18 protein-coding genes are annotated in these 16,136 nt (G+C 69.7%); 5 read left to right on the top strand and 13 right to left on the bottom strand.

The annotated features are described in order from the left end of the window. Nucleotides 1–76: 76 nt before the first annotated feature. The 4 genes from mimD to K1T34_RS46830 all read right to left on the bottom strand — a co-directional run bounded on the left by mimD (nucleotide 77) and on the right by K1T34_RS46830 (nucleotide 4,358). Entirely contained in the window at nucleotides 77–427 is a 351-nt protein-coding gene (gene mimD, locus K1T34_RS46845) for a propane 2-monooxygenase effector subunit MimD (protein WP_220241241.1), read from the bottom strand. Next, nucleotides 424–1,527 (bottom strand): aromatic/alkene monooxygenase hydroxylase subunit beta, encoded by a 1,104-nt coding sequence (locus tag K1T34_RS46840; protein WP_220241239.1) that lies wholly within the window; start codon nucleotides 1,525–1,527, stop codon nucleotides 424–426. Before K1T34_RS46840 ends, mimD begins: the two co-directional genes overlap by 4 nt. A gap of 54 nt (nucleotides 1,528–1,581) precedes the next feature. Next, complete coding sequence (locus tag K1T34_RS46835; protein WP_220241237.1) at nucleotides 1,582–2,631, bottom strand: FAD-binding oxidoreductase; 1,050 nt, start codon at nucleotides 2,629–2,631, stop codon at nucleotides 1,582–1,584. An 89-nt stretch (nucleotides 2,632–2,720) separates the two neighbouring features. Next, complete coding sequence (locus K1T34_RS46830) at nucleotides 2,721–4,358, bottom strand: aromatic/alkene/methane monooxygenase hydroxylase/oxygenase subunit alpha (RefSeq protein WP_220241236.1); 1,638 nt, start codon at nucleotides 4,356–4,358, stop codon at nucleotides 2,721–2,723. Nucleotides 4,359–4,698: 340 nt separating this feature from the next. On the opposite strand from K1T34_RS46830, the gene K1T34_RS46825 reads away from it, so the two are divergent. Both K1T34_RS46825 and K1T34_RS46820 read left to right on the top strand, forming a co-directional pair. Continuing rightward, nucleotides 4,699–6,417, top strand: coding sequence for a sigma-54-dependent Fis family transcriptional regulator (locus K1T34_RS46825; protein WP_255638066.1), 1,719 nt, complete (start codon nucleotides 4,699–4,701; stop codon nucleotides 6,415–6,417). A gap of 46 nt (nucleotides 6,418–6,463) precedes the next feature. Next, on the top strand, nucleotides 6,464–7,006 hold the full coding sequence (locus tag K1T34_RS46820) for an enoyl-CoA hydratase-related protein (RefSeq protein WP_220241233.1): 543 nt from the start codon (nucleotides 6,464–6,466) through the stop codon (nucleotides 7,004–7,006). Between the two features lie 22 nt (nucleotides 7,007–7,028). Here K1T34_RS46820 and K1T34_RS46815 read toward each other — a convergent pair whose 3' ends face one another. Continuing rightward, nucleotides 7,029–8,060, bottom strand: a complete 1,032-nt coding sequence (locus K1T34_RS46815; protein WP_220241231.1) for an LLM class flavin-dependent oxidoreductase — start codon at nucleotides 8,058–8,060, stop codon at nucleotides 7,029–7,031. A 149-nt stretch (nucleotides 8,061–8,209) separates the two neighbouring features. Between K1T34_RS46815 and K1T34_RS46810 the strand changes: the two genes are divergently transcribed. After that, entirely contained in the window at nucleotides 8,210–8,734 is a 525-nt protein-coding gene (locus K1T34_RS46810; protein ID WP_220241229.1) for a L,D-transpeptidase, read from the top strand. Between the two features lie 37 nt (nucleotides 8,735–8,771). On the opposite strand, the gene K1T34_RS46805 is transcribed toward K1T34_RS46810, so the two are convergent. The 4 genes from K1T34_RS46805 to K1T34_RS46790 all read right to left on the bottom strand — a co-directional run bounded on the left by K1T34_RS46805 (nucleotide 8,772) and on the right by K1T34_RS46790 (nucleotide 11,987). Beyond that, nucleotides 8,772–10,067: an NAD(P)/FAD-dependent oxidoreductase gene (locus K1T34_RS46805; RefSeq protein WP_220241227.1), complete on the bottom strand. Its 1,296-nt coding sequence runs from the start codon at nucleotides 10,065–10,067 to the stop codon at nucleotides 8,772–8,774. A gap of 82 nt (nucleotides 10,068–10,149) precedes the next feature. Then, nucleotides 10,150–10,563 (bottom strand): VOC family protein, encoded by a 414-nt coding sequence (locus K1T34_RS46800; protein WP_220241225.1) that lies wholly within the window; start codon nucleotides 10,561–10,563, stop codon nucleotides 10,150–10,152. 189 nt (nucleotides 10,564–10,752) lie between these two features. Continuing rightward, nucleotides 10,753–11,538 (bottom strand): SigB/SigF/SigG family RNA polymerase sigma factor, encoded by a 786-nt coding sequence (locus K1T34_RS46795; protein ID WP_220241223.1) that lies wholly within the window; start codon nucleotides 11,536–11,538, stop codon nucleotides 10,753–10,755. Beyond that, nucleotides 11,535–11,987, bottom strand: coding sequence for an ATP-binding protein (locus tag K1T34_RS46790; RefSeq protein WP_220241221.1), 453 nt, complete (start codon nucleotides 11,985–11,987; stop codon nucleotides 11,535–11,537). Before K1T34_RS46790 ends, K1T34_RS46795 begins: the two co-directional genes overlap by 4 nt. Before the next feature lie 217 nt (nucleotides 11,988–12,204). Here K1T34_RS46790 and K1T34_RS46785 point away from each other — a divergent pair, with 217 nt between their 5' ends. Further along, entirely contained in the window at nucleotides 12,205–12,936 is a 732-nt protein-coding gene (locus K1T34_RS46785; protein ID WP_220241220.1) for an ANTAR domain-containing response regulator, read from the top strand. A gap of 85 nt (nucleotides 12,937–13,021) precedes the next feature. Continuing rightward, entirely contained in the window at nucleotides 13,022–13,555 is a 534-nt protein-coding gene (locus K1T34_RS46780) for a bifunctional nuclease family protein (protein ID WP_220241218.1), read from the top strand. A gap of 228 nt (nucleotides 13,556–13,783) precedes the next feature. Here the strand turns inward: K1T34_RS46780 and K1T34_RS46775 are convergent, their stop codons facing one another. From K1T34_RS46775 to K1T34_RS46760, 4 genes are all read right to left on the bottom strand, one after another. After that, the gene (locus tag K1T34_RS46775; RefSeq protein ID WP_220241216.1) at nucleotides 13,784–13,969 is read right to left on the bottom strand and encodes a hypothetical protein; all 186 of its coding nucleotides are present in this window, start codon (nucleotides 13,967–13,969) and stop codon (nucleotides 13,784–13,786) included. A gap of 55 nt (nucleotides 13,970–14,024) precedes the next feature. Beyond that, nucleotides 14,025–14,927 carry a TIGR03619 family F420-dependent LLM class oxidoreductase gene (locus K1T34_RS46770; protein ID WP_220241215.1) on the bottom strand — a complete coding sequence of 301 codons (903 nt, stop codon included), beginning with the start codon at nucleotides 14,925–14,927 and terminating at the stop codon, nucleotides 14,025–14,027. A gap of 91 nt (nucleotides 14,928–15,018) precedes the next feature. After that, entirely contained in the window at nucleotides 15,019–15,444 is a 426-nt protein-coding gene (locus tag K1T34_RS46765; RefSeq protein WP_255638065.1) for an STAS domain-containing protein, read from the bottom strand. Between the two features lie 179 nt (nucleotides 15,445–15,623). After that, on the bottom strand, nucleotides 15,624–16,121 hold the full coding sequence (locus tag K1T34_RS46760; RefSeq protein WP_220241213.1) for a hypothetical protein: 498 nt from the start codon (nucleotides 16,119–16,121) through the stop codon (nucleotides 15,624–15,626). Nucleotides 16,122–16,136 lie beyond the last annotated feature (15 nt).

Raw genomic sequence — 16,136 nt, 5'->3', positions numbered from 1 at the left:
CCCGGGGCCGGGGCCGGGACGGCGAGCACCGTCCCGGCCCGGCCCCCCTCGGGGCGAACCGGTGTCCGTGCGCGGGCTACTCGACCGGTTCGAGGTCGAAGTCGATGTACTCGGCCGCGTCCTCCGGGTTGGCGAACAGCACCGTCTCGTCGTCGAGGTGGACCATGCGCCCGTAGTGGGTCGACATGATCTCCTCGAAGTCGGTCTGCCCGAAGTCGAAGCCGATCGCCTCGGAGATCTCGTCCCAGTTGAAGACGATCTTGTTCGTGCCGTCGAGGCGGATCATGGACGGGTACTCCGCCACCGTGATGCCCGGCTTGCTGCGCATGACCTCAGCCACGACGTAGCCGTTCTGGTTGTTCATCAGGGTGACGCCGCACATGTTCGACGCGGTGCGGTCGACGCTAAACTGCCTGCTCGCGGTCATGAAAGCAGCCCTTTCGGTTCGTCGAGGGAGAGGTCGGACAGGAGGCTGCGCAGGCTGGCCACCGAGCGGTCCCAGGACTCGGCGAAGGTCACGACCTTCTCCTGCGGCTGCGACCAGATCGGCTGCAGCGTGCGGGCGGCGGCCTCGGACACCGGCACCCACTTCTCGAGCCACGACGTGAGCACCCGCTTGTTCTGCGCGGAGTGCTCGGCGTCGCTGGTGAGCATGCTGAACAGGGCCCGGGTGTAGGAGCGGTCGCGCCCGTAGTCGTGCTCGCCGGCACCGACCACCGTCGGCGTGACGTAGTCGCCGTTGCGGGCGGCCACCTGCATCACCAGGTGGCTGCGGAAGAGCTCACCCACCAGGGACTCGAACACCACGTTGGCGGCGAACAGCGACTCGGCCCAGTCTCCGATCGCCGTGAGGCGCTCGACGTTCTCACGCACGCCCTGCCACGCCGGGTCCTCGTGCCACACCGAACGGTGCACCGCGCCGTCGAAGTCGATCCCCGACTCGGTCAGGTCCAGGTTGTAGAGCGCGAGGTCCTGAGCGAAACGCAGCTTGTGCGCGGTGTTCACGGCGATCGCGTTGTTGATCATGTTCGTCGGCGCCGAGCGCTGCTCCGAGCAGAACACGTGCATGCCGAGCCCGTGCTCGGCGTGCATCCAGGCACCCAGATGCCGTTCGACGAACTTGCTCCAGCTCGGCGCCCAGTTCTGGTAGGCGCCGGCTTTCTTGGCGTTGTCGAGGTTGAGCTGGATCTGCCGGACGACATTGGAGTTGTTCCGGAAGATCGTCTGTTCCCACTCCTCGTTGGGGTCGAGGAACTCGTGCCAGTTGCCCGACTTGAGCTCCGTCCACTCCTTCGGGTAGCCGCCGGGGCCGTCCGCGAAGCCGTAGATCCAGCCCTGGGAGAGGTGCCGCTCGGGGTCGGGCTGGACGTCGAAGGTCACGTCCTCGTAAATCGTCGCACGCATCTTGCGCGGCTTGAAGTAGTTGTAGCTTCGGCTCTTCGAGCTCGGGAAGTCCAGCAGCCCGGCTTCGGCGCCCGTGAACTCCGGCTTCGGGAAGCTCTGCTGGGGCTTTTCCGTACTGACCATGAGCACACCTCTCTGTGTGTGTGGCCTGCTTCGGGTGGGATCGGCCCGCGGTGGTCAGTCCTCCGCCGCGGCCGTGATCGTGAACTTGTCGTAGAAGACCTGATCTGACGGCACACCCAGGCTTTCCAGCAGGGGCAGGGCCGCGTCGATCATCGGCGGCGGGCCGCACAGGTACACGTCGCATTCGGCGATGTTGTCCTCCCGCCGTTCGAGCACCTGGGTCACGAGCCCGGTTTCGCCTTCGCCGTCACCCGGCCAGCCTTCGGGAGCGGTGTCGGACAGACACGGCACGAACCGGAACTTCGGCAGCTGCCGGGCGAGCTCCGCCATCTCGTCGAGGTGGAAGAGGTCCCGCTCGGTGCGGGCGCCGTAGTAGTACACGACCTCCCGCTCGTTGCCGCTTTCCGCCATCTGCCGCAGCAGCGCCAGAATGGGGGACATCCCGGCCCCACCGCCGACGAAGACCAGCCGCCGGTCGGAGCTGACCCGCAGGGTGAACGTGCCGTACGGCCCGGTCACCTCCAGCGGGTCGCCGGCGGACAGGGGTCCTTCGAGCAGCCCGGAGAACTTGCCACCGGGGTAGCGCTTGATGATGAACTCGAGGATCCCGCCGGCCACCGTGACGTTGGCCATGGAGAACGAACGGTGCTCGTCCGTGCCCGGGATCTTGATGTCCACGTACTGCCCCGGGTGGAACCGGATGCCCGCGTCCTCGTCCACCTTCAGGCGGACGAGCGAGATGTCGTGGGTCAGGTCGGTGATCGACTCCACCGTGGTTCCCGCCGTGACGACCGGCAGGCCGGACCGGATCATGTCCTCGTCGTAGTTGGTCAGCTCGATCTCGAGGTCGGAGTACGCGTGCCCTCGGCAGAGCAGCACGAACCCTTCCTCGCTTTCGTAGTCGGCCAACGCGAACGTGGAGTACCGGTCCATCTGCAGGTCACCCTCGAGCAAGAAGGACTTGCACGCCGAGCACTGCCCCTCCTTGCAGCCGTGCATGAGCATGACGCCCTGCCGGAAGGCCGCATCGAGGATGGTCTCGTCCTCGTCGGCCTCGATGTCGATGCCGACCGGTTCGAACCGGATCTTGTGCTTGTCGCCCATGGACGCCGCTCCTGGGGATGGGGGTACCCACCGGGGCACCCGGGATTCGAACCCGGGAACCCCGGCGGGGACCGTTTCGGGGTGCGGCCTCAGGCCACCGTGACGTTCGGGTTCGCCTTGTACGCGGCGATGTGCGCCTCGCGCTCGGCGTCCGACATCTTGTTGAGCGCGATGTTCGGGCTGCCGAAGGTGATCCCGCGGACGTCGTTGAGAGTCCACAGCTTCTTCGGGTCGTCGAGGTCGAGGTGCGGCTGCGGGATGAGAGTCTTCCCGTCGTCGCGGACGTAGCCGAGGTCGGAGATGATGTCGGCGAGGTCCATGCCGTCGTAGAGCGTCTCCCACTCGCGCTTGCCCGTGAGCCGGCCCATGTTCGGGGTCTCGCGGCCCTCGTACTCGCCGCGGAACGCCGTGGTGTCGGTCCAGGCGCAGGTCTCCGAGCAGTAGGTGCGCCACTGGCCGTCGACCTTCTCGGTCACCATGTCCTCGCGGATGAGGGCGGGGACCATGCAGGTCCAGCAGCGGTGCGGGTACTCGTAGCCCACGTTCTCGAACGCGATCGGCTTGTTCTTGCCCGGGTAGCGCAGGCGGTTGTACGCCTCCCACCACTTGCCGAACTGGTTGTACCAGCCCGGGTACTTCGACTCGAACCACTCGAAGTCGGTGTCGGTCATCGGGTCGATGCGCCAGTAGTTCACCGGCCACCCGGTGGCGAAGAACTGCGCCACGCGGTGCACGTAGTGCTTGTTGATGATCCGGTTCCACGCCTCTTCGACGAGGTCGTGGGGGATCTTCAGGCCGTACTTCTCGAGCGGGATGAGGTAGCTGCGGTAGTAGTCGTCGTAGATCCACCGACGCCACATCTCCGCGTAGCTGTCACGGTCCTTGCGGCGGTCCTTCGTGCCGTACTCGATGAAGGTGCCGATGGCCGCGTCGACCACGCAGTGGTTGTTCCACCACGCGTAGCGCAGGTCGCGCTCGAGCAGCGTCCGGTTGTCCTCGTCCGCCAGCGCCATCAGCAGGATGGAGTAGCCGTTGCTGATGTGGCGGGACTCGTCGGACTGCACGGAGTGGAACACCGTGGGCAGCAGGTAGTCGCCGTTGGCCGCGGCCTCCGACGGCATGGCGACGAACAGGGTGTTCGTGAACGCGGTCTCGGCCACCACCGTCAGGTAGATGTTGGCGGCGGTGATCGCGTCACCGGTGATGAAGCCCTCGCCGAACTGCCGGCCGATCGTGCCGGCGTAGTTGTTCGAGAACGCCTTCTCCGTGATGTCGAACCCGGCGGGGTCGATGTAGTGGTTCATGTAGAGGCGCTTGAGGTTCATCTGGATCGTCGAGTGGCGAACCTCGTCGATCATCTGCACCGCGAGGCCGTTGTGCACCTCGGGGTTCGGCACCGCGTCGATCGCCATCGGCATCGCGCGGGCGGCCGAGATCTCCGGGAACGGGATGATGGACAGGAACAGCTTCTGCCACTCCATCCAGCGTTCCTGGACCTGGCGGAACATGTTGCCGCGGATGGCGCCGTCCATGGCGCCGAACACGCGGTTGTCCTTTTCCTCCTCCATCGGGAAGTAGGAACGAAGGATCTGCTTGAGCGGGTCCTTCTTGGGGGCCTTGTCGAACTTGTAGTCGGTCCCGAAGCGCTTCGCGGGGGTCGCGAAGGTCGGTTCCCACGACAGTTCCGTGATCTTCTTGTGGGCCTTGCTCAGACTTTGTCGACTCACGCCGTGTACCTCCACCTGATCGGTCGTCGGCAGTTCCTGGCTCGGCTTGGTTCGCGCCGCTCGCGGGTGGTGATCCGGTCCCCGGCCGCCTGGCCGCCGGGCACCGGATGCAGCTCGCACGTCGCCGTCCGGATGCAGGGAATGACACCGCGAGTACCCTGTGATGGTGGTCTCAATATGAGACAGGCAGTGGTCTGCGCTGCCGTTATGGTGACTGGCACACGACGTCGTGTGCCTGGCCGGGGCGCACGACGCCCTACTGCCGGGAGGTGAGGCTTTGACCGACGCAGGCGCCTCCATTTCGTCGCCGGACAGGCTGGCGAACGCCAGGGAGCAGTTCTTGTCCACGGAGGAGGTCGACGCGGAAAGTGTCCGCAAGACGATCCTCGCGTCGTGGTGGCGGTCCCGGACGCACCGGGTGGCCGCCGACCACGTGAAAACTCCGTATGTGGAGGATCCCAACCTCGAGACGCCGCTGCTGCAGAGCGCGGGCGCGGTGCTCGACGCCCTGGAGGACAAGCTGAGCGACCTCGCGGTGAGCGTGGTGCTCACCGACGACCAGGCGCTGGTGCTGGACCGCCGGACGGAGGACCGCGCGCTCGAGCGTTACCTCGACGGGGTGCAGCTCGCGCGCGGGTTCAGCTACGCCGAGGAGTTCGTCGGCACGAACGGGATCGGCACGGCGCTCGAAGGCAGGCAGGCGACCGCGGTGTTCGGTCACGAGCACTACGCGGAGAACCTCGACACGCTCGCGTGCGCCGGCGTGCCCATCCGTCACCCGATCTCGGGCCAGGTCCTCGGCCTGCTGGATCTCACGTGCTGGAAGAAGGACGCCGGCCCGCTGCTGCTGGCGCTGGCCAAGGCGACCGCGCACGACATCGAGACGGAGCTGACCACCCAGGTCGGCCTGCGCGAGCTGAGCCTGTTCTCGGCGTACCTGCGGGCGTGCCGGCGCGGGCAGGGGATCGTGCTCGCGGTCAACAACGATCTCGTGATGCTCAACGACCACGCCCGCCAGCTGCTCGTGCCCGAGGACCAGGCCGCGCTGCTGGCCCGGGCCGTCGAGGCGCTGAGCTCGCAGTCGGACCGCTCGCTGTCGATGGACCTGCCCAGCGGCGCCCGCGCGCGGCTGTCGTACACGCCGGTCTCGAGCGATGTCGGCCCGGCCGGCGGCGTCGTGCGGGCCCGGCTGCTGCAGGAGCCCGAGGTCGTGTCCGCGCGCACCGACACGCGCCAGCCCGTGCTGCCCGGCATCGTCGGCACGGGCGCGTTGTGGGTGCGGGCGTGTCACTCGGTCGGCCGCTTCGCGCGCGACCGGAAGTGGACCGTGGTCGAGGGCGGACCCGGCAGCGGCAAGCTCGCCGTCGCCCGAGCCGCACATTCCGGCTCCACGGCGAGCGCGCCGTGCGAGGTCGTGGAGCTCGACGGCATCAAGCCGGGGGAGTGGGAGGTCCCGGTGCGGCGCGCGCTGCGCAAGGGCCCGGGCACGGTGGTGTTCCGCCACCTGGACAAGCTCTCGCAGCAGGAGCAGCGGGCACTGGCCGCGGTGCTCGACGACGCGCGGCTCGACGCCCGCGTGTGGGGCGTCGCGACGGTGTCGGAGGGTGAGCAGGACGGTCTCGACACCGACCTGATGCGCCACTTCCCGACGTCGGTCACGGTGCCGCCGCTGCGCCACCACATCGAGGACGTGCGCGTGCTCGTGCCGTTCCTGCTCGCGCAGCTCGGCAAGGGCCCGCTGCTGCACTGCTCGCCGGCCGCGCTGCAACTGCTCCTGCGCAACGAGTGGCCGGGCAACGTCGCCCAGCTGCGGCAGGTGCTGCGCAAGGTCGTGCACACCCGCCGCGCCGGCGTGATCGAGCCCGAGGACCTGCCGCCGGAGTGCCGGACGGTGGTCAAGCGCGTGCTCAACCCGCTGGAGTCGCTGGAGCGCGACGCGATCGTGCGCAGCCTCCTCGACGCCGACGGGAACAAGTCCCGCGCGGCCCACTCCCTCGGCATGTCGAGGGCCACGATCTACCGCAAGATCCGGGACTACGGCATCGACATCCCGTCGTGAGCGGTCTCGCGTGGGGCGCTGCGATCGGGTGCGGGGAGGACGGCGCATGATCGACCTGGAGCACGACCACGGCGTCGCGGTGGTCCGGATGCACGAGAACCCTTGCGGGAGCATGGTTCCCGAGACGCTGGACCGGATCACCGCCGCGCTGGGCTACATCGGCGGCTCGTACGCGGTCGTCCTCACCGGCGGTGACGACGTGTTCGCCCGCGGCTTCGCCGGCACGGCGGACCGGCTGGAGCGGGCCGTGCTCGCCATCGCGAACCACCCGAGCCCGGTCGTCGCCGCGATCGGCGGAGACGCGCTGGGCGCCGGCTACGCCCTGGCGGCGGCCACCGACCTGCGCGTGATGGCTCAGGGGCGGCTCGGACTCGGCGCGGCCGCGCACGTGCCGCCCGCCGTCGAGGCGGTGTTGCGCCGCCACGCCGGCCCGGTCTGGCGCACGGTCCGCTCGGGCGAGCGCACGTTCACGCCGGAGGCGGCGCTCGTCGCCGGACTGGTGGAAACGTGTTGCGCCCCAACCGATCTGCTGCACGTGGCGGTGGAGCGGGCGGCGCGGCTGGCCGGCGGGGCGAAGCAGTTCTGCTGAGGCTCTTCCCGGTGCTCGGGCCTCAGCCGAACTCCTTGCGGATCTGCGGGAGCACCTCGGTGCCCAGCAGCTCGATCGCCTTCATCACCTTCGCGTGCGGCACGCCCGACCAGTCCATCTGCATGGCGTAGCGGTCGGCGCCGGTCAGCTTGCCGACGCTGATGATGCGCTCGGCCACCTCGTTCGGGCTGCCGACGAACAGTGCGCGGGCGCCCTCGGTGTACTGGTCGTACTCGCGGCGCGTGGGCACGGCCCAGCCGCGCGAACGCGCGCCCCACTTCATCGTCTCGAGCCAGTACGGGTAGAAGGTTTCCTTGGCGTCCTGGGAGTTCTCGGCGACGAAGCCGATGGCGCCCATGGTCACGTCGTGCTCGTCGTCGGCGTGCTCGCCGGCCGCGGCCGCGCGGCGGTAGAGGTCCACGAGCGGCGCGAAGCGCTCCGGCTCGCCGCCGATCACGGCGTAGACCACGGGCAGGCCGAGCAGCCCGGCGCGGATCGAGGACTCCGGGTTTCCGCCGGTGCCGACGGAGATGCGCAGGCGCCGGCCGTACGGGCGCGGGTAGATGTGCGCGTCGTTCAGCGGCGGGCGGAAGCGGCCCGACCACGTGATCGGGTCCTCGCGGTCGATGCGCAGCAGCAGGGCGAGCTTCTCTTCGAACAGCTCGTCGTAGTCGCCGAGGTCGGCACCGAAGAGCGGGAACGACTCGGTGAACGACCCGCGCCCGGCAAGCAGTTCCGCACGGCCGCGGCTGAGCTGGTCGAGCGTCGTGAACTGCTGGTACAGGCGCACCGGGTCCTCGGTGGAGAGGACCGTGACCGCGCTCGCGAGCGTGATGTGCTCGGTGACGCTCGCCGCCGCGGCCAGCACGGTGGCGGGGTTCGAGATGGCGTAGTGCTCCAGGTGGTGCTCGCCCAGGCCGTAGAACCCGAGACCGAGCTCGTCGGCGAGCTTGATGCGCTCCACCGTTTCGGCGAGCCGCTGCGCCACCGACACCTGCTCACCGGTCACCGGGTCGGGCGTCCGGTCGCCGAAGCTGTAGATACCGAGTTCCATGTCCACTTCCTCGCGAGTTCCTGGCGTCGAACCTACCAGGCTTTGATGACGCGTCAACATTTCTTGTCGGTAGTGTCCGCGGTCACGGACTCAACCTTCCCGCCCGCTCACCCGTTGATCACGGTGGACCGGGACGACAGGAGTTGTCGATGCAGGGAAAGACCTTCGCGACGGGAGTGCTGGTGGCCGTCGCGGCCGCGATGACGGCGTGCGCCGCGCCGCAGGCGGCCACCACCACCCCCACGCCGCTGGCCGAGACCTCGAGCCTCGCGCCCGCCACCACGGAGACCACGCCCACGTCGACCACTCCGCCTCCGCCCCCGCCCCCGCCGTGCGCGGTCACGACCGGCGCGTGCGCGAGCCTGTCACTGCGGCTCGCGTGGCTGCTCAAGGACGGCGTGGTCGTGCGCGGACCGGTCGCGATGGAACCGGGCGACGCGAGCCAGCCGACGCCCGTGGGCAGTTTCAAGGTCGCGTGGAAGGACAAGGTGCACACCAGCAGCGAGTACGGCGACCCGATGCCGAACTCGGTGTTTTTCGCGGCCGGCGGGATCGCGTTCCACGCCGGGCCGTTGGACAAGCCCTCCCACGGCTGCATCCACCTGGCCGACGCCGACTCGGCGGTGTTCTTCGCCGGGCTGCCGGTGGGCGCGTCCGTCGAGGTGAAGGCCTGATCTGTCCACTGTGGAACCGATGAGTTCCATAGTGGACTCAGTGTCGGCGGTGCGGTACCTCGGGGGAGTCGGTGTCCAGCGGCACAGACGAGCCCCGGACCAGTCCCAGTTGGACGGTCGGGCGGCGGCTCACCGTCGCGAGTCCCCAGTTGGTGGCGGTGCGCAGGCGGTTGCCCGGCATCGCCAGCAGGTGGTACGCGCGGGTCACGATCTTCGCGGGCCAGCCCGAAAGCGGCACGTGCAGCGGGTTGGCCGCCGCGCGGCCGGCGCCCAGGTCGACCACGAACCCGAGGTCGTGGTGGCGGTAGGTGCCGGGCCGGCCGTACCCGAGTGACGCGGCGACGTTCGTCCCCGCGAGCTTGCCCTGGCGTTGCGCGTGCTGCGCGGTCATCGCCGTGCACTCGCCCGGCCGTGTCAGGTCGGGCACGGCCGCGACGTCGCCGCACGCGAACACGTCCGGGTAGCCCGGCACGCCGAGCTGCGCGGTCACCACGACGCGGCCCTTGGTGGTGGGCAGGCCGACATCGGCGACGAGCGGGTCGGGCCGCACCCCGACGCACCACACGAGCGACCGCGTCGGGACGCGTTCGCCGGTGGTGAGCGTGACGGCGTCGGCGGTGGCGTCCTTCACCGACGTCTTCATCAGGACCTCGACGCCGCGCTCGCGCAGCACCGTGTCGGCGGTCTTGCCCAGGCGTGGCGCCAGTTCGGGCAGCACGCGGTCGGCGATGTCGAGCAGCAGCCAGCGCACCGGCTGCCCCGTGAGCTCGGGGTGGCGCGCGGCGAGCGCCTCGGTGAACGCCGGACCCTGGACCGCGACCTCGGTGCCGGTGTAGCCGGCGCCCACGACCACGAACGTGCAGCGAGCCGTGCGCTCCTCCGGATCGTCGGCCGCGGCGGCGAGCTCGATCTGACGGGTGATGTGGTCGCGCAGGTAGAGCGCCTCCGGCACCCCGCGGAACCCGTGGGCGGTCTCGGCTACGCCCGGGATCGGCAGGAGCTTGTTCACACTGCCGGCTGCGAGCACGAGCCGGTCGTAGGACAGCTCGTGGCCGCGGTCCTCGGGGTCGGTGTAGCCGATCGTGTGCGCGTCGAAGTCCACAGTGGTCACCGTGCCCAGCACCAGCCGCACGCCGCGCAGGGTTCCGGGGATCGAGACGGTGATGCTGCGCGGGTCGAGCAGCCCGGCCGAGACCTCCGGCAACAGCGGCAGGTAGAGGAAGTAGTCGGTGGGGTTGACCACCACCACTTCCACGTCGTCGTCCGCGGTCCTGCGCAGCCGCTTCGCCGCGTTGTACCCGGCGAACCCGCCCCCGACGATCACGACCCGCATCACGTCTCCTCCCCGTACGGTTGCCGGACACGCGGCGGTCACCCGGCGGCGGCCGCGGCAGCCCGGGTGCCGCCGGGTGCGCTCAGCCCTGCGGCTGCGTGATGTTGACCATCCAGCCGATGCCGAACTTGTCGACGCACATGCCGAACTCGTCGCCCCACATCTGCTTCTCCAGCGGCACCGCGACGTTGCCGCCGTCGGAGAGCTTGGCCCAGTAGCCGCGCAGCTGGTCGCCGTCGTCGCCGCTGAGGCTGACCGAGATGTTGGTGCCGGGGTTGTGGTCCATGCCCGGCGGCGTGTCGGCCGCCATCAACGTGAACCCGTTCTCGGTTTCGAGCTGAGCGTGCATGATGTTGTTCGCCGCGGGGGAGTCCGGCATGCCGGATTCCCCGAACGTGTTCACGGTCAGCGTCCCGCCGAACACGTCCTGGTAGAACTCCATCGCCTGCCGGGCGTCGTCGCGGAAGCTGATGTACGGGTTGAGGATCGAAGCCACCGGACACTCCTTCGTCGTGGAAGGGAATGAATCCTTGCAGAAGACGAAGGGGTGGACAACGGGGTCGCTCCGGCGGGTGAAGAAATCGCGCTTCGGTAACGGGAACGAGTGCCCTGCGATGGGGGGATTTCCGTTGCCGTGTGGCGGTTTTCGGCGTTCTCGGTGAAAAGATTTCCGTTATAACCGTGCTCACGGGTCGGTGGTGAGTTTTCCGCGAAGTTGTTCCAGAGTCTGTGACAGCAGGCGCGAGACGTGCATCTGGGAAATGCCCACGCGGTGCGCGATCTGGGTTTGCGTGAGACCGCCGAAGAAGCGCATCACGAGGATCGCGCGCTCGCGCTGCGGCAGTTCGCGAAGCAGCGGTTCCAGCGCCTCGTGGTTTTCGATGTGCTCGAGTTCCGCGTCTTCCTCGCCGAGGGTGTCCGCGAGCGAGAGGGGTTCCGCGTCGTCGTGCACGGGCTTGTCGACCGACAGCGTCTGGTAGGCGTTGCCGGCGATGAGACCTTCGTGGACTTCGTCGACGTCGAGCCCGAGGTGCTCCGCGAGCTCCGTCGGCGTCGGCGCGCGGCCGAGGGTCTGAGACAGCGCGCTCGAGCCGTGGCTCAGGGCGAGGTGCAGTTCCTTCAGCCGGCGCGGCACGCGCACGGACCAGCCGGTGTCGCGGAAGTGGCGGCGGATCTCGCCCATGATCGTGGGCACGGCGAAGGAGAGGAAGTCCGGGCCGCGGTCCGGGGTGAACCGGTCGATGGCGTTGAGCAGCCCGATGCGGGCCACCTGCACGAGGTCCTCGCGCGGCTCGCCGCGGCCGGTGAAGCGCGTGGCGATGTGCTCGGCGACCGGGAGGAACTCCGTCACCAGTTGCTCGCGCAGGCGCGGGCGGCGCGGATCGTCCGCGTCGAGGGCGACGAACTCTTCGAACAGCGGCACCGTGTGGGCGTACTCGTCCCGGCGCCGGGTGATCGGCTGCTGGTTCACCTGGCCGTCCCCGGGCCCAGCTCGAGGTGGATCGCCAGGGTGTTGCCGACGCCGTCGGGAGCCGTGGTGTTGGTCGATGACACGGCGGCGGCCAGCGTCGTGAGCACGTGCCAGCCGAAGCTGCGCTCGCTCGGCAGCCGCGCGTGCCCGGTGCGGGTCTCCACGGTGATCGCGATGCCCTCGGGTGCCACGTGGAAGCGGCAGGTCATGGTCTCGCCGAAGTCGGCGAGTTCCACGAGCTGCGCGCAGGCCTCGTCGACAGCCATCTTCGCGTCGGCGATCGCGTCGAGCCCGTAGTCGGCGCGCGCGGCCACCGCCTGGGCCAGCATCCGTACCAGCGGGATCTGCGCGGTCTCGGCGGGCAGACGCAGCTCGACCACCTCGGCGAGCAGGTTGTCGACCGCCGGCATCCCTTGGCTCGGCGAGCTGCCGGCTGCTTCGTTCTCCATGCCCCCCGCATACCCACTCGGTCAGGCTTCGACACCTCGGTTTCGCGACTCGTACGGGGTGGTGAGAGGGAGCGGCACCGCGTGCCGGACAGGTGATCGGGATGCAGTAATGTCGCCCGAGGACCCGTTAAAGCGCTAGCGGCCAGTAGTGGCGCGCGCCCGGGTCTCGCCTGGTCTGCAGCGCCCGTCAAGTACCCAAGAGAAGGGTCTGGGAAACATGACCGGCGGCCAGGAACGGCTATCCGCGCGGCTTGACGAAGTCACCGTGGCGATGGAGTCGCTGACCGCGATGCTCGACCACCAGGAACTCGATCTCGGCCAGATGCTGCAGGCGGTCTGCGAGCACGTGGTCGGTGTGGTGGCCGGGGCAGACATGGCCAGCATCACGCTGGTGCGGGACGGCGTCGGGGAGACCGTCGCCAGCACCGACCAGCGCGCGGTGAACTTCGACCGCGAGCAGTACCGCATCGGCGACGGGCCGTGCCTGCGCGCGGCCGAGACGGGGGCGCCCGTGCGGGTCGGCGTCGGCGCGGTGGCCGACCAGTGGCCGCAGTTCGCCTCGGCCGCCGACGAACTCGGCGTGGCGAGCTTCCTCGCCGCCCCGCTCACCGTCGACGGCGACATCAGCGGCGCGATGAACCTGTTCGGGTTCGGCGAACACGGGTTCAGCGACCTCGAGGTGAAAATCCTGGAGCTCTACACCGCCACGGTGGTGTTCGGCCTGCGCAGCGCGCGGCGCTACTTCGACGCGCAGGAGCTGGTGGCGCAGCTCAACCGCGCGCTGGACACGCGTGCCGTCATCGACCAGGCCAAAGGCATCCTGATGGCCGCTCACCGCATCACGGCCGAGGAAGCTTTCCAACGGCTCGTGAAGCGTTCGCAGGACGGAAACCGCAAGCTCTACGACGTGGCGGCCGAGTTCGTGGCCGCCGTGTCCAGTTTTACCTGACCCCGCCCCGCGCGGGTACGCGTGCCCGCGCGCGACACTGGGTATGTCCCCCAGGGGGATCTCAGTCCGGAAGCGGGTGAATCACATGGTGCAAGTGCGGGTCCAGGGTCTCGCCGTTGTCGCCCAGGAGGTGGCGCCGGTGGTGCTGCTGCGCGAGGAAACGGGGCAGCGCCGCTGGCTGGCCATCACCATCGGCGCACCGGAGGCGCAGGAACTCGCCGCCGCGCAGGAGCAGGTGACCTCGGCCCGGCCGGGCACGGTCGAGCTCATCCTCGAGGTGGTGTCGGCGTTCGGCCGGCAAGTCACGAGCGTCGAGGTCACCGAGCTGCGCGACAGCATCTTCCACGCCGACTTGGTGCTCTCGGACGGTGTGCGCGTGTCGGCGCGGCCCAGCGACGCGATCGCGGTCGGGCTGCGCGCCCACGCACCCATCGACGTCGCCGAGGCCGTGCTCGCCGAGGCCGCGGTGGACGTGACGGTGGCCGGCGGCGAGGACCCGGCCGAAGCGCTCGGCGGCGAGCCGGGCGTGGGCACCGAGGACGAGATCCGCCAGTTCCGCGACCTGCTCGACGAGGTCAGCCCGGACGACTTCCGCGACCCCGGACCAGGGCCCGCCTGAGCGGGAATAGCGATCGCCGCTCGTGATGTTGAAAGAGGCGGTCGATGCGTTTCGTGTCCGCCGGGCTCACCCCTCGTCGAGGCGGTGTTCCGTCCGGCTGCCTCGGCATCCGGCCTGCGCCGCGTCGCGCGATCTGCCGAGAGGCGGGCACAGCGCACCGGCCCGAGACGATGGCCCCCGACCTGGCTCCGGTCGGGGGCCATCTTCGTACCCGGGGATGATCTTCGGTCAGCCGCGCAGCTCCGGCGGCTCGCCGTCCACGCCGAGGTCGACCTCCGCGTCGAAGGCGTTGTGCTCGTGCCCGGCCACCGGCTGGGCGACGTCGGTCCCGAGGTCGAAGCCGGCGTGCTGGGCGGCCTCGGCGAGTCCGTCGTTCTCGTCGGACTCGTGCCGGTGGTGGTGGCGCTCGATCATCCCGACATCTTCGGCAGTCCGGACCCCGGCGGGCAACCAACGGAGGGTGAACGCGTCACGCGGGCTCGTGGGAGGTCTGCCCCAAGATCGTCTCCACGAGCTCGAGGGCGTGGTCGGTGCTGCGCGCGGTGAAGGTGAGGTCGACGAACACGTCGCGAAGCTCGGTGTCCTGGGCGGTGCGCTCGATGGCCGTGACCACGTCCGCCACGCCGGCGCCGGCCCGCGGGTAGACGCGCAGGATCGCGCCCAGTTCCGCGGGGTCACGGCCGGCCTCCTCGGCCAGCTGCCGCAGGTTCGCCAGCGGCGCCAGGATCGCGGTCGCCGGGTCGTACTCGGCCGGCGGCGTGATCACCGGCAGCCAGCCAGCCGCCCGCCGCGCGATCCGGCGCATCGCGGCCGGCGCGTACCCGGCGAGGTACACCGGCGGCGTGCGGAGCGGCTTGAACGAGTCGTGGGTTTCGGGCACGGTCCAGTGCCGGCCGCGGTATTCGGCGGGATCGGTGGTCCACAGTGCTTCGAGGGCGTCGAGGCATTCGTCGAGGCGCGCGCCGCGTTCGGTCATCGGCACGTTCACGGCCTCGTACTCCTCGGGAGACCAGCCCGTGCCCAGCCCAGGGACCAGCCGGCCACCGCTGAGCGCGTCGATCGTGGTGAGCGAGCGCGCGAGCAGAGCGGGCGGGTACCAGGGCGCGTTGAGCACGTTGGTGCCGAGCCGCACCCGCTCGGTCACCGCGGCCGCGGCGGCCAGCAGCGCGAACGGGTCGAGCCGCACGGCGAACTCGGCCGGGATCGCGTCGGAGCCGCCGTACCCGACCGTCGGGTGCACCGGTGCGAGCAGGCGGTCGCCGACCCACAGGCTCGCGGCACCGAGCTCCTCGGCACGCCGGGCGAAGCGGGTGACGCCCGAGCCGTCTCCGGCGAACGGGCCGAACTGGGGCAGGGTGAAACCGATGCGCATGGTGCTCTCCCGGCGTCCGCGGTGGTGGTCCCCGTGGTGATCTTGCCATCGGATCCCGGGTCCGCGGCCAGGGATGTGCGCCGGGAAACCGTCAGGTGGTGAGCCGCCGCTGGCCGGGGACGTGGACGGGTGAGAGGCCCGCTGCGGCGCCGGGGCGTTCGCAGCCGAGTGGCATGAGCTGAAGCAGGCGGCGAGCCGGGTGGGAGTCGCCGGGGTCCACGTAGAAGTCGGTGTCGAGGAGCTCGGCCAGCAGCTGCATGCGGCGCAGGACCTTCAGGCCGGCGACGGCGAGGAACGTGGTGCGGCCGAGGTCGATGATCACTACGCCGACCGTGCTGCGGATCCTGGCTTCGACGACCTCGGCGAGGTGCGGGGCGGTGCAGAGATCCACCTCGCCCACCACCTCCACCACGGACACGCCTGGCACGGGCCGGTGGACGTGCAGGTCGAGCAGGCGTTTCGGGTCGACGTGGCCGACCCTGGCGGAAGGAGCTTTCGTGCGGCGTAGGGCGCTCATCGCGGCCCGCCTCTCGTAGAACGCGCACCCGGGTCACGGCCGACCCGGGCCGGAGTTCGGGCATCCCAGCCGATCGGCGCCAACGCTCCCGGAGCGCGGTGAAATCGCGGCGGCTGGTGACTCAACCAAGACCCAGAGTAGTGCACGTGCACTAGAGCCGCCAGCCGCTGCCGGAGTGGTTACCTCCGAACCTGCTTGCCCGCCGCTATGTAGGCGTTGGAATCGCCGAGGAACGAGAACACGACGCCGATCACGGCTGCCAGCGCCGAGAGGTAGCTCAGCCAGGTGCCGCCATTGCCAGTGAGGAGCGACAGGACCTGCAGCGCCGTGAGCACGGTCAGCACGATCCGCGCCCAGTTGCGACCGGCGCGCAGCTTCACCGCGAACAGCAGGTACAGCAGCGCGATGATGACCGCGATCACGACCGCCACGATGAGCGCGATGTTCGCGGCCTGGTCGAGCTGCGCCTGGTCGAGGTTGGGATTGGTGCGGCGGGCGGCGTCGACGAGGTCGTCCTTCTGCCCGAACAGCAGCAGGGCGGCGACGATGCCGATCACGGTCGAGGCGACGAACGCCCAGAACGCGACCGTGATGGTGTTGGGCACGGCCGGACGTGGGGGTTCGCCGGAGAAGGAAGGCGGCGTGGAGTCGTCAGGAAACCGTGGCAGATCGCTCATGTGAGGACATTAGGC

This window comes from Amycolatopsis sp. DSM 110486 (assembly GCF_019468465.1).
GTDB lineage: Bacteria > Actinomycetota > Actinomycetes > Mycobacteriales > Pseudonocardiaceae > Amycolatopsis.
This window is presented reverse-complemented; position numbering and strand designations above follow the sequence as displayed.

What these genes read in the sequence shown, in the direction of transcription:
- K1T34_RS46765 (WP_255638065.1), bottom strand. Translation starts at nt 15,444, where the DNA reads ATGAGCGCCCTACGCCGCACGAAAGCTCCTTCCGCCAGGGTCGGCCAC.
- K1T34_RS46805 (WP_220241227.1), bottom strand. Translation starts at nt 10,067, where the DNA reads ATGCGGGTCGTGATCGTCGGGGGCGGGTTCGCCGGGTACAACGCGGCG.
- K1T34_RS46760 (WP_220241213.1), bottom strand. Translation starts at nt 16,121, where the DNA reads ATGAGCGATCTGCCACGGTTTCCTGACGACTCCACGCCGCCTTCCTTC.
- K1T34_RS46820 (WP_220241233.1), top strand. Translation starts at nt 6,464, where the DNA reads ATGATCGACCTGGAGCACGACCACGGCGTCGCGGTGGTCCGGATGCAC.
- K1T34_RS46835 (WP_220241237.1), bottom strand. Translation starts at nt 2,631, where the DNA reads ATGGGCGACAAGCACAAGATCCGGTTCGAACCGGTCGGCATCGACATC.
- mimD (WP_220241241.1), bottom strand. Translation starts at nt 427, where the DNA reads ATGACCGCGAGCAGGCAGTTTAGCGTCGACCGCACCGCGTCGAACATG.
- K1T34_RS46770 (WP_220241215.1), bottom strand. Translation starts at nt 14,927, where the DNA reads ATGCGCATCGGTTTCACCCTGCCCCAGTTCGGCCCGTTCGCCGGAGAC.
- K1T34_RS46815 (WP_220241231.1), bottom strand. Translation starts at nt 8,060, where the DNA reads ATGGAACTCGGTATCTACAGCTTCGGCGACCGGACGCCCGACCCGGTG.
- K1T34_RS46840 (WP_220241239.1), bottom strand. Translation starts at nt 1,527, where the DNA reads ATGGTCAGTACGGAAAAGCCCCAGCAGAGCTTCCCGAAGCCGGAGTTC.
- K1T34_RS46780 (WP_220241218.1), top strand. Translation starts at nt 13,022, where the DNA reads ATGGTGCAAGTGCGGGTCCAGGGTCTCGCCGTTGTCGCCCAGGAGGTG.
- K1T34_RS46775 (WP_220241216.1), bottom strand. Translation starts at nt 13,969, where the DNA reads ATGATCGAGCGCCACCACCACCGGCACGAGTCCGACGAGAACGACGGA.
- K1T34_RS46785 (WP_220241220.1), top strand. Translation starts at nt 12,205, where the DNA reads ATGACCGGCGGCCAGGAACGGCTATCCGCGCGGCTTGACGAAGTCACC.
- K1T34_RS46810 (WP_220241229.1), top strand. Translation starts at nt 8,210, where the DNA reads ATGCAGGGAAAGACCTTCGCGACGGGAGTGCTGGTGGCCGTCGCGGCC.
- K1T34_RS46790 (WP_220241221.1), bottom strand. Translation starts at nt 11,987, where the DNA reads ATGGAGAACGAAGCAGCCGGCAGCTCGCCGAGCCAAGGGATGCCGGCG.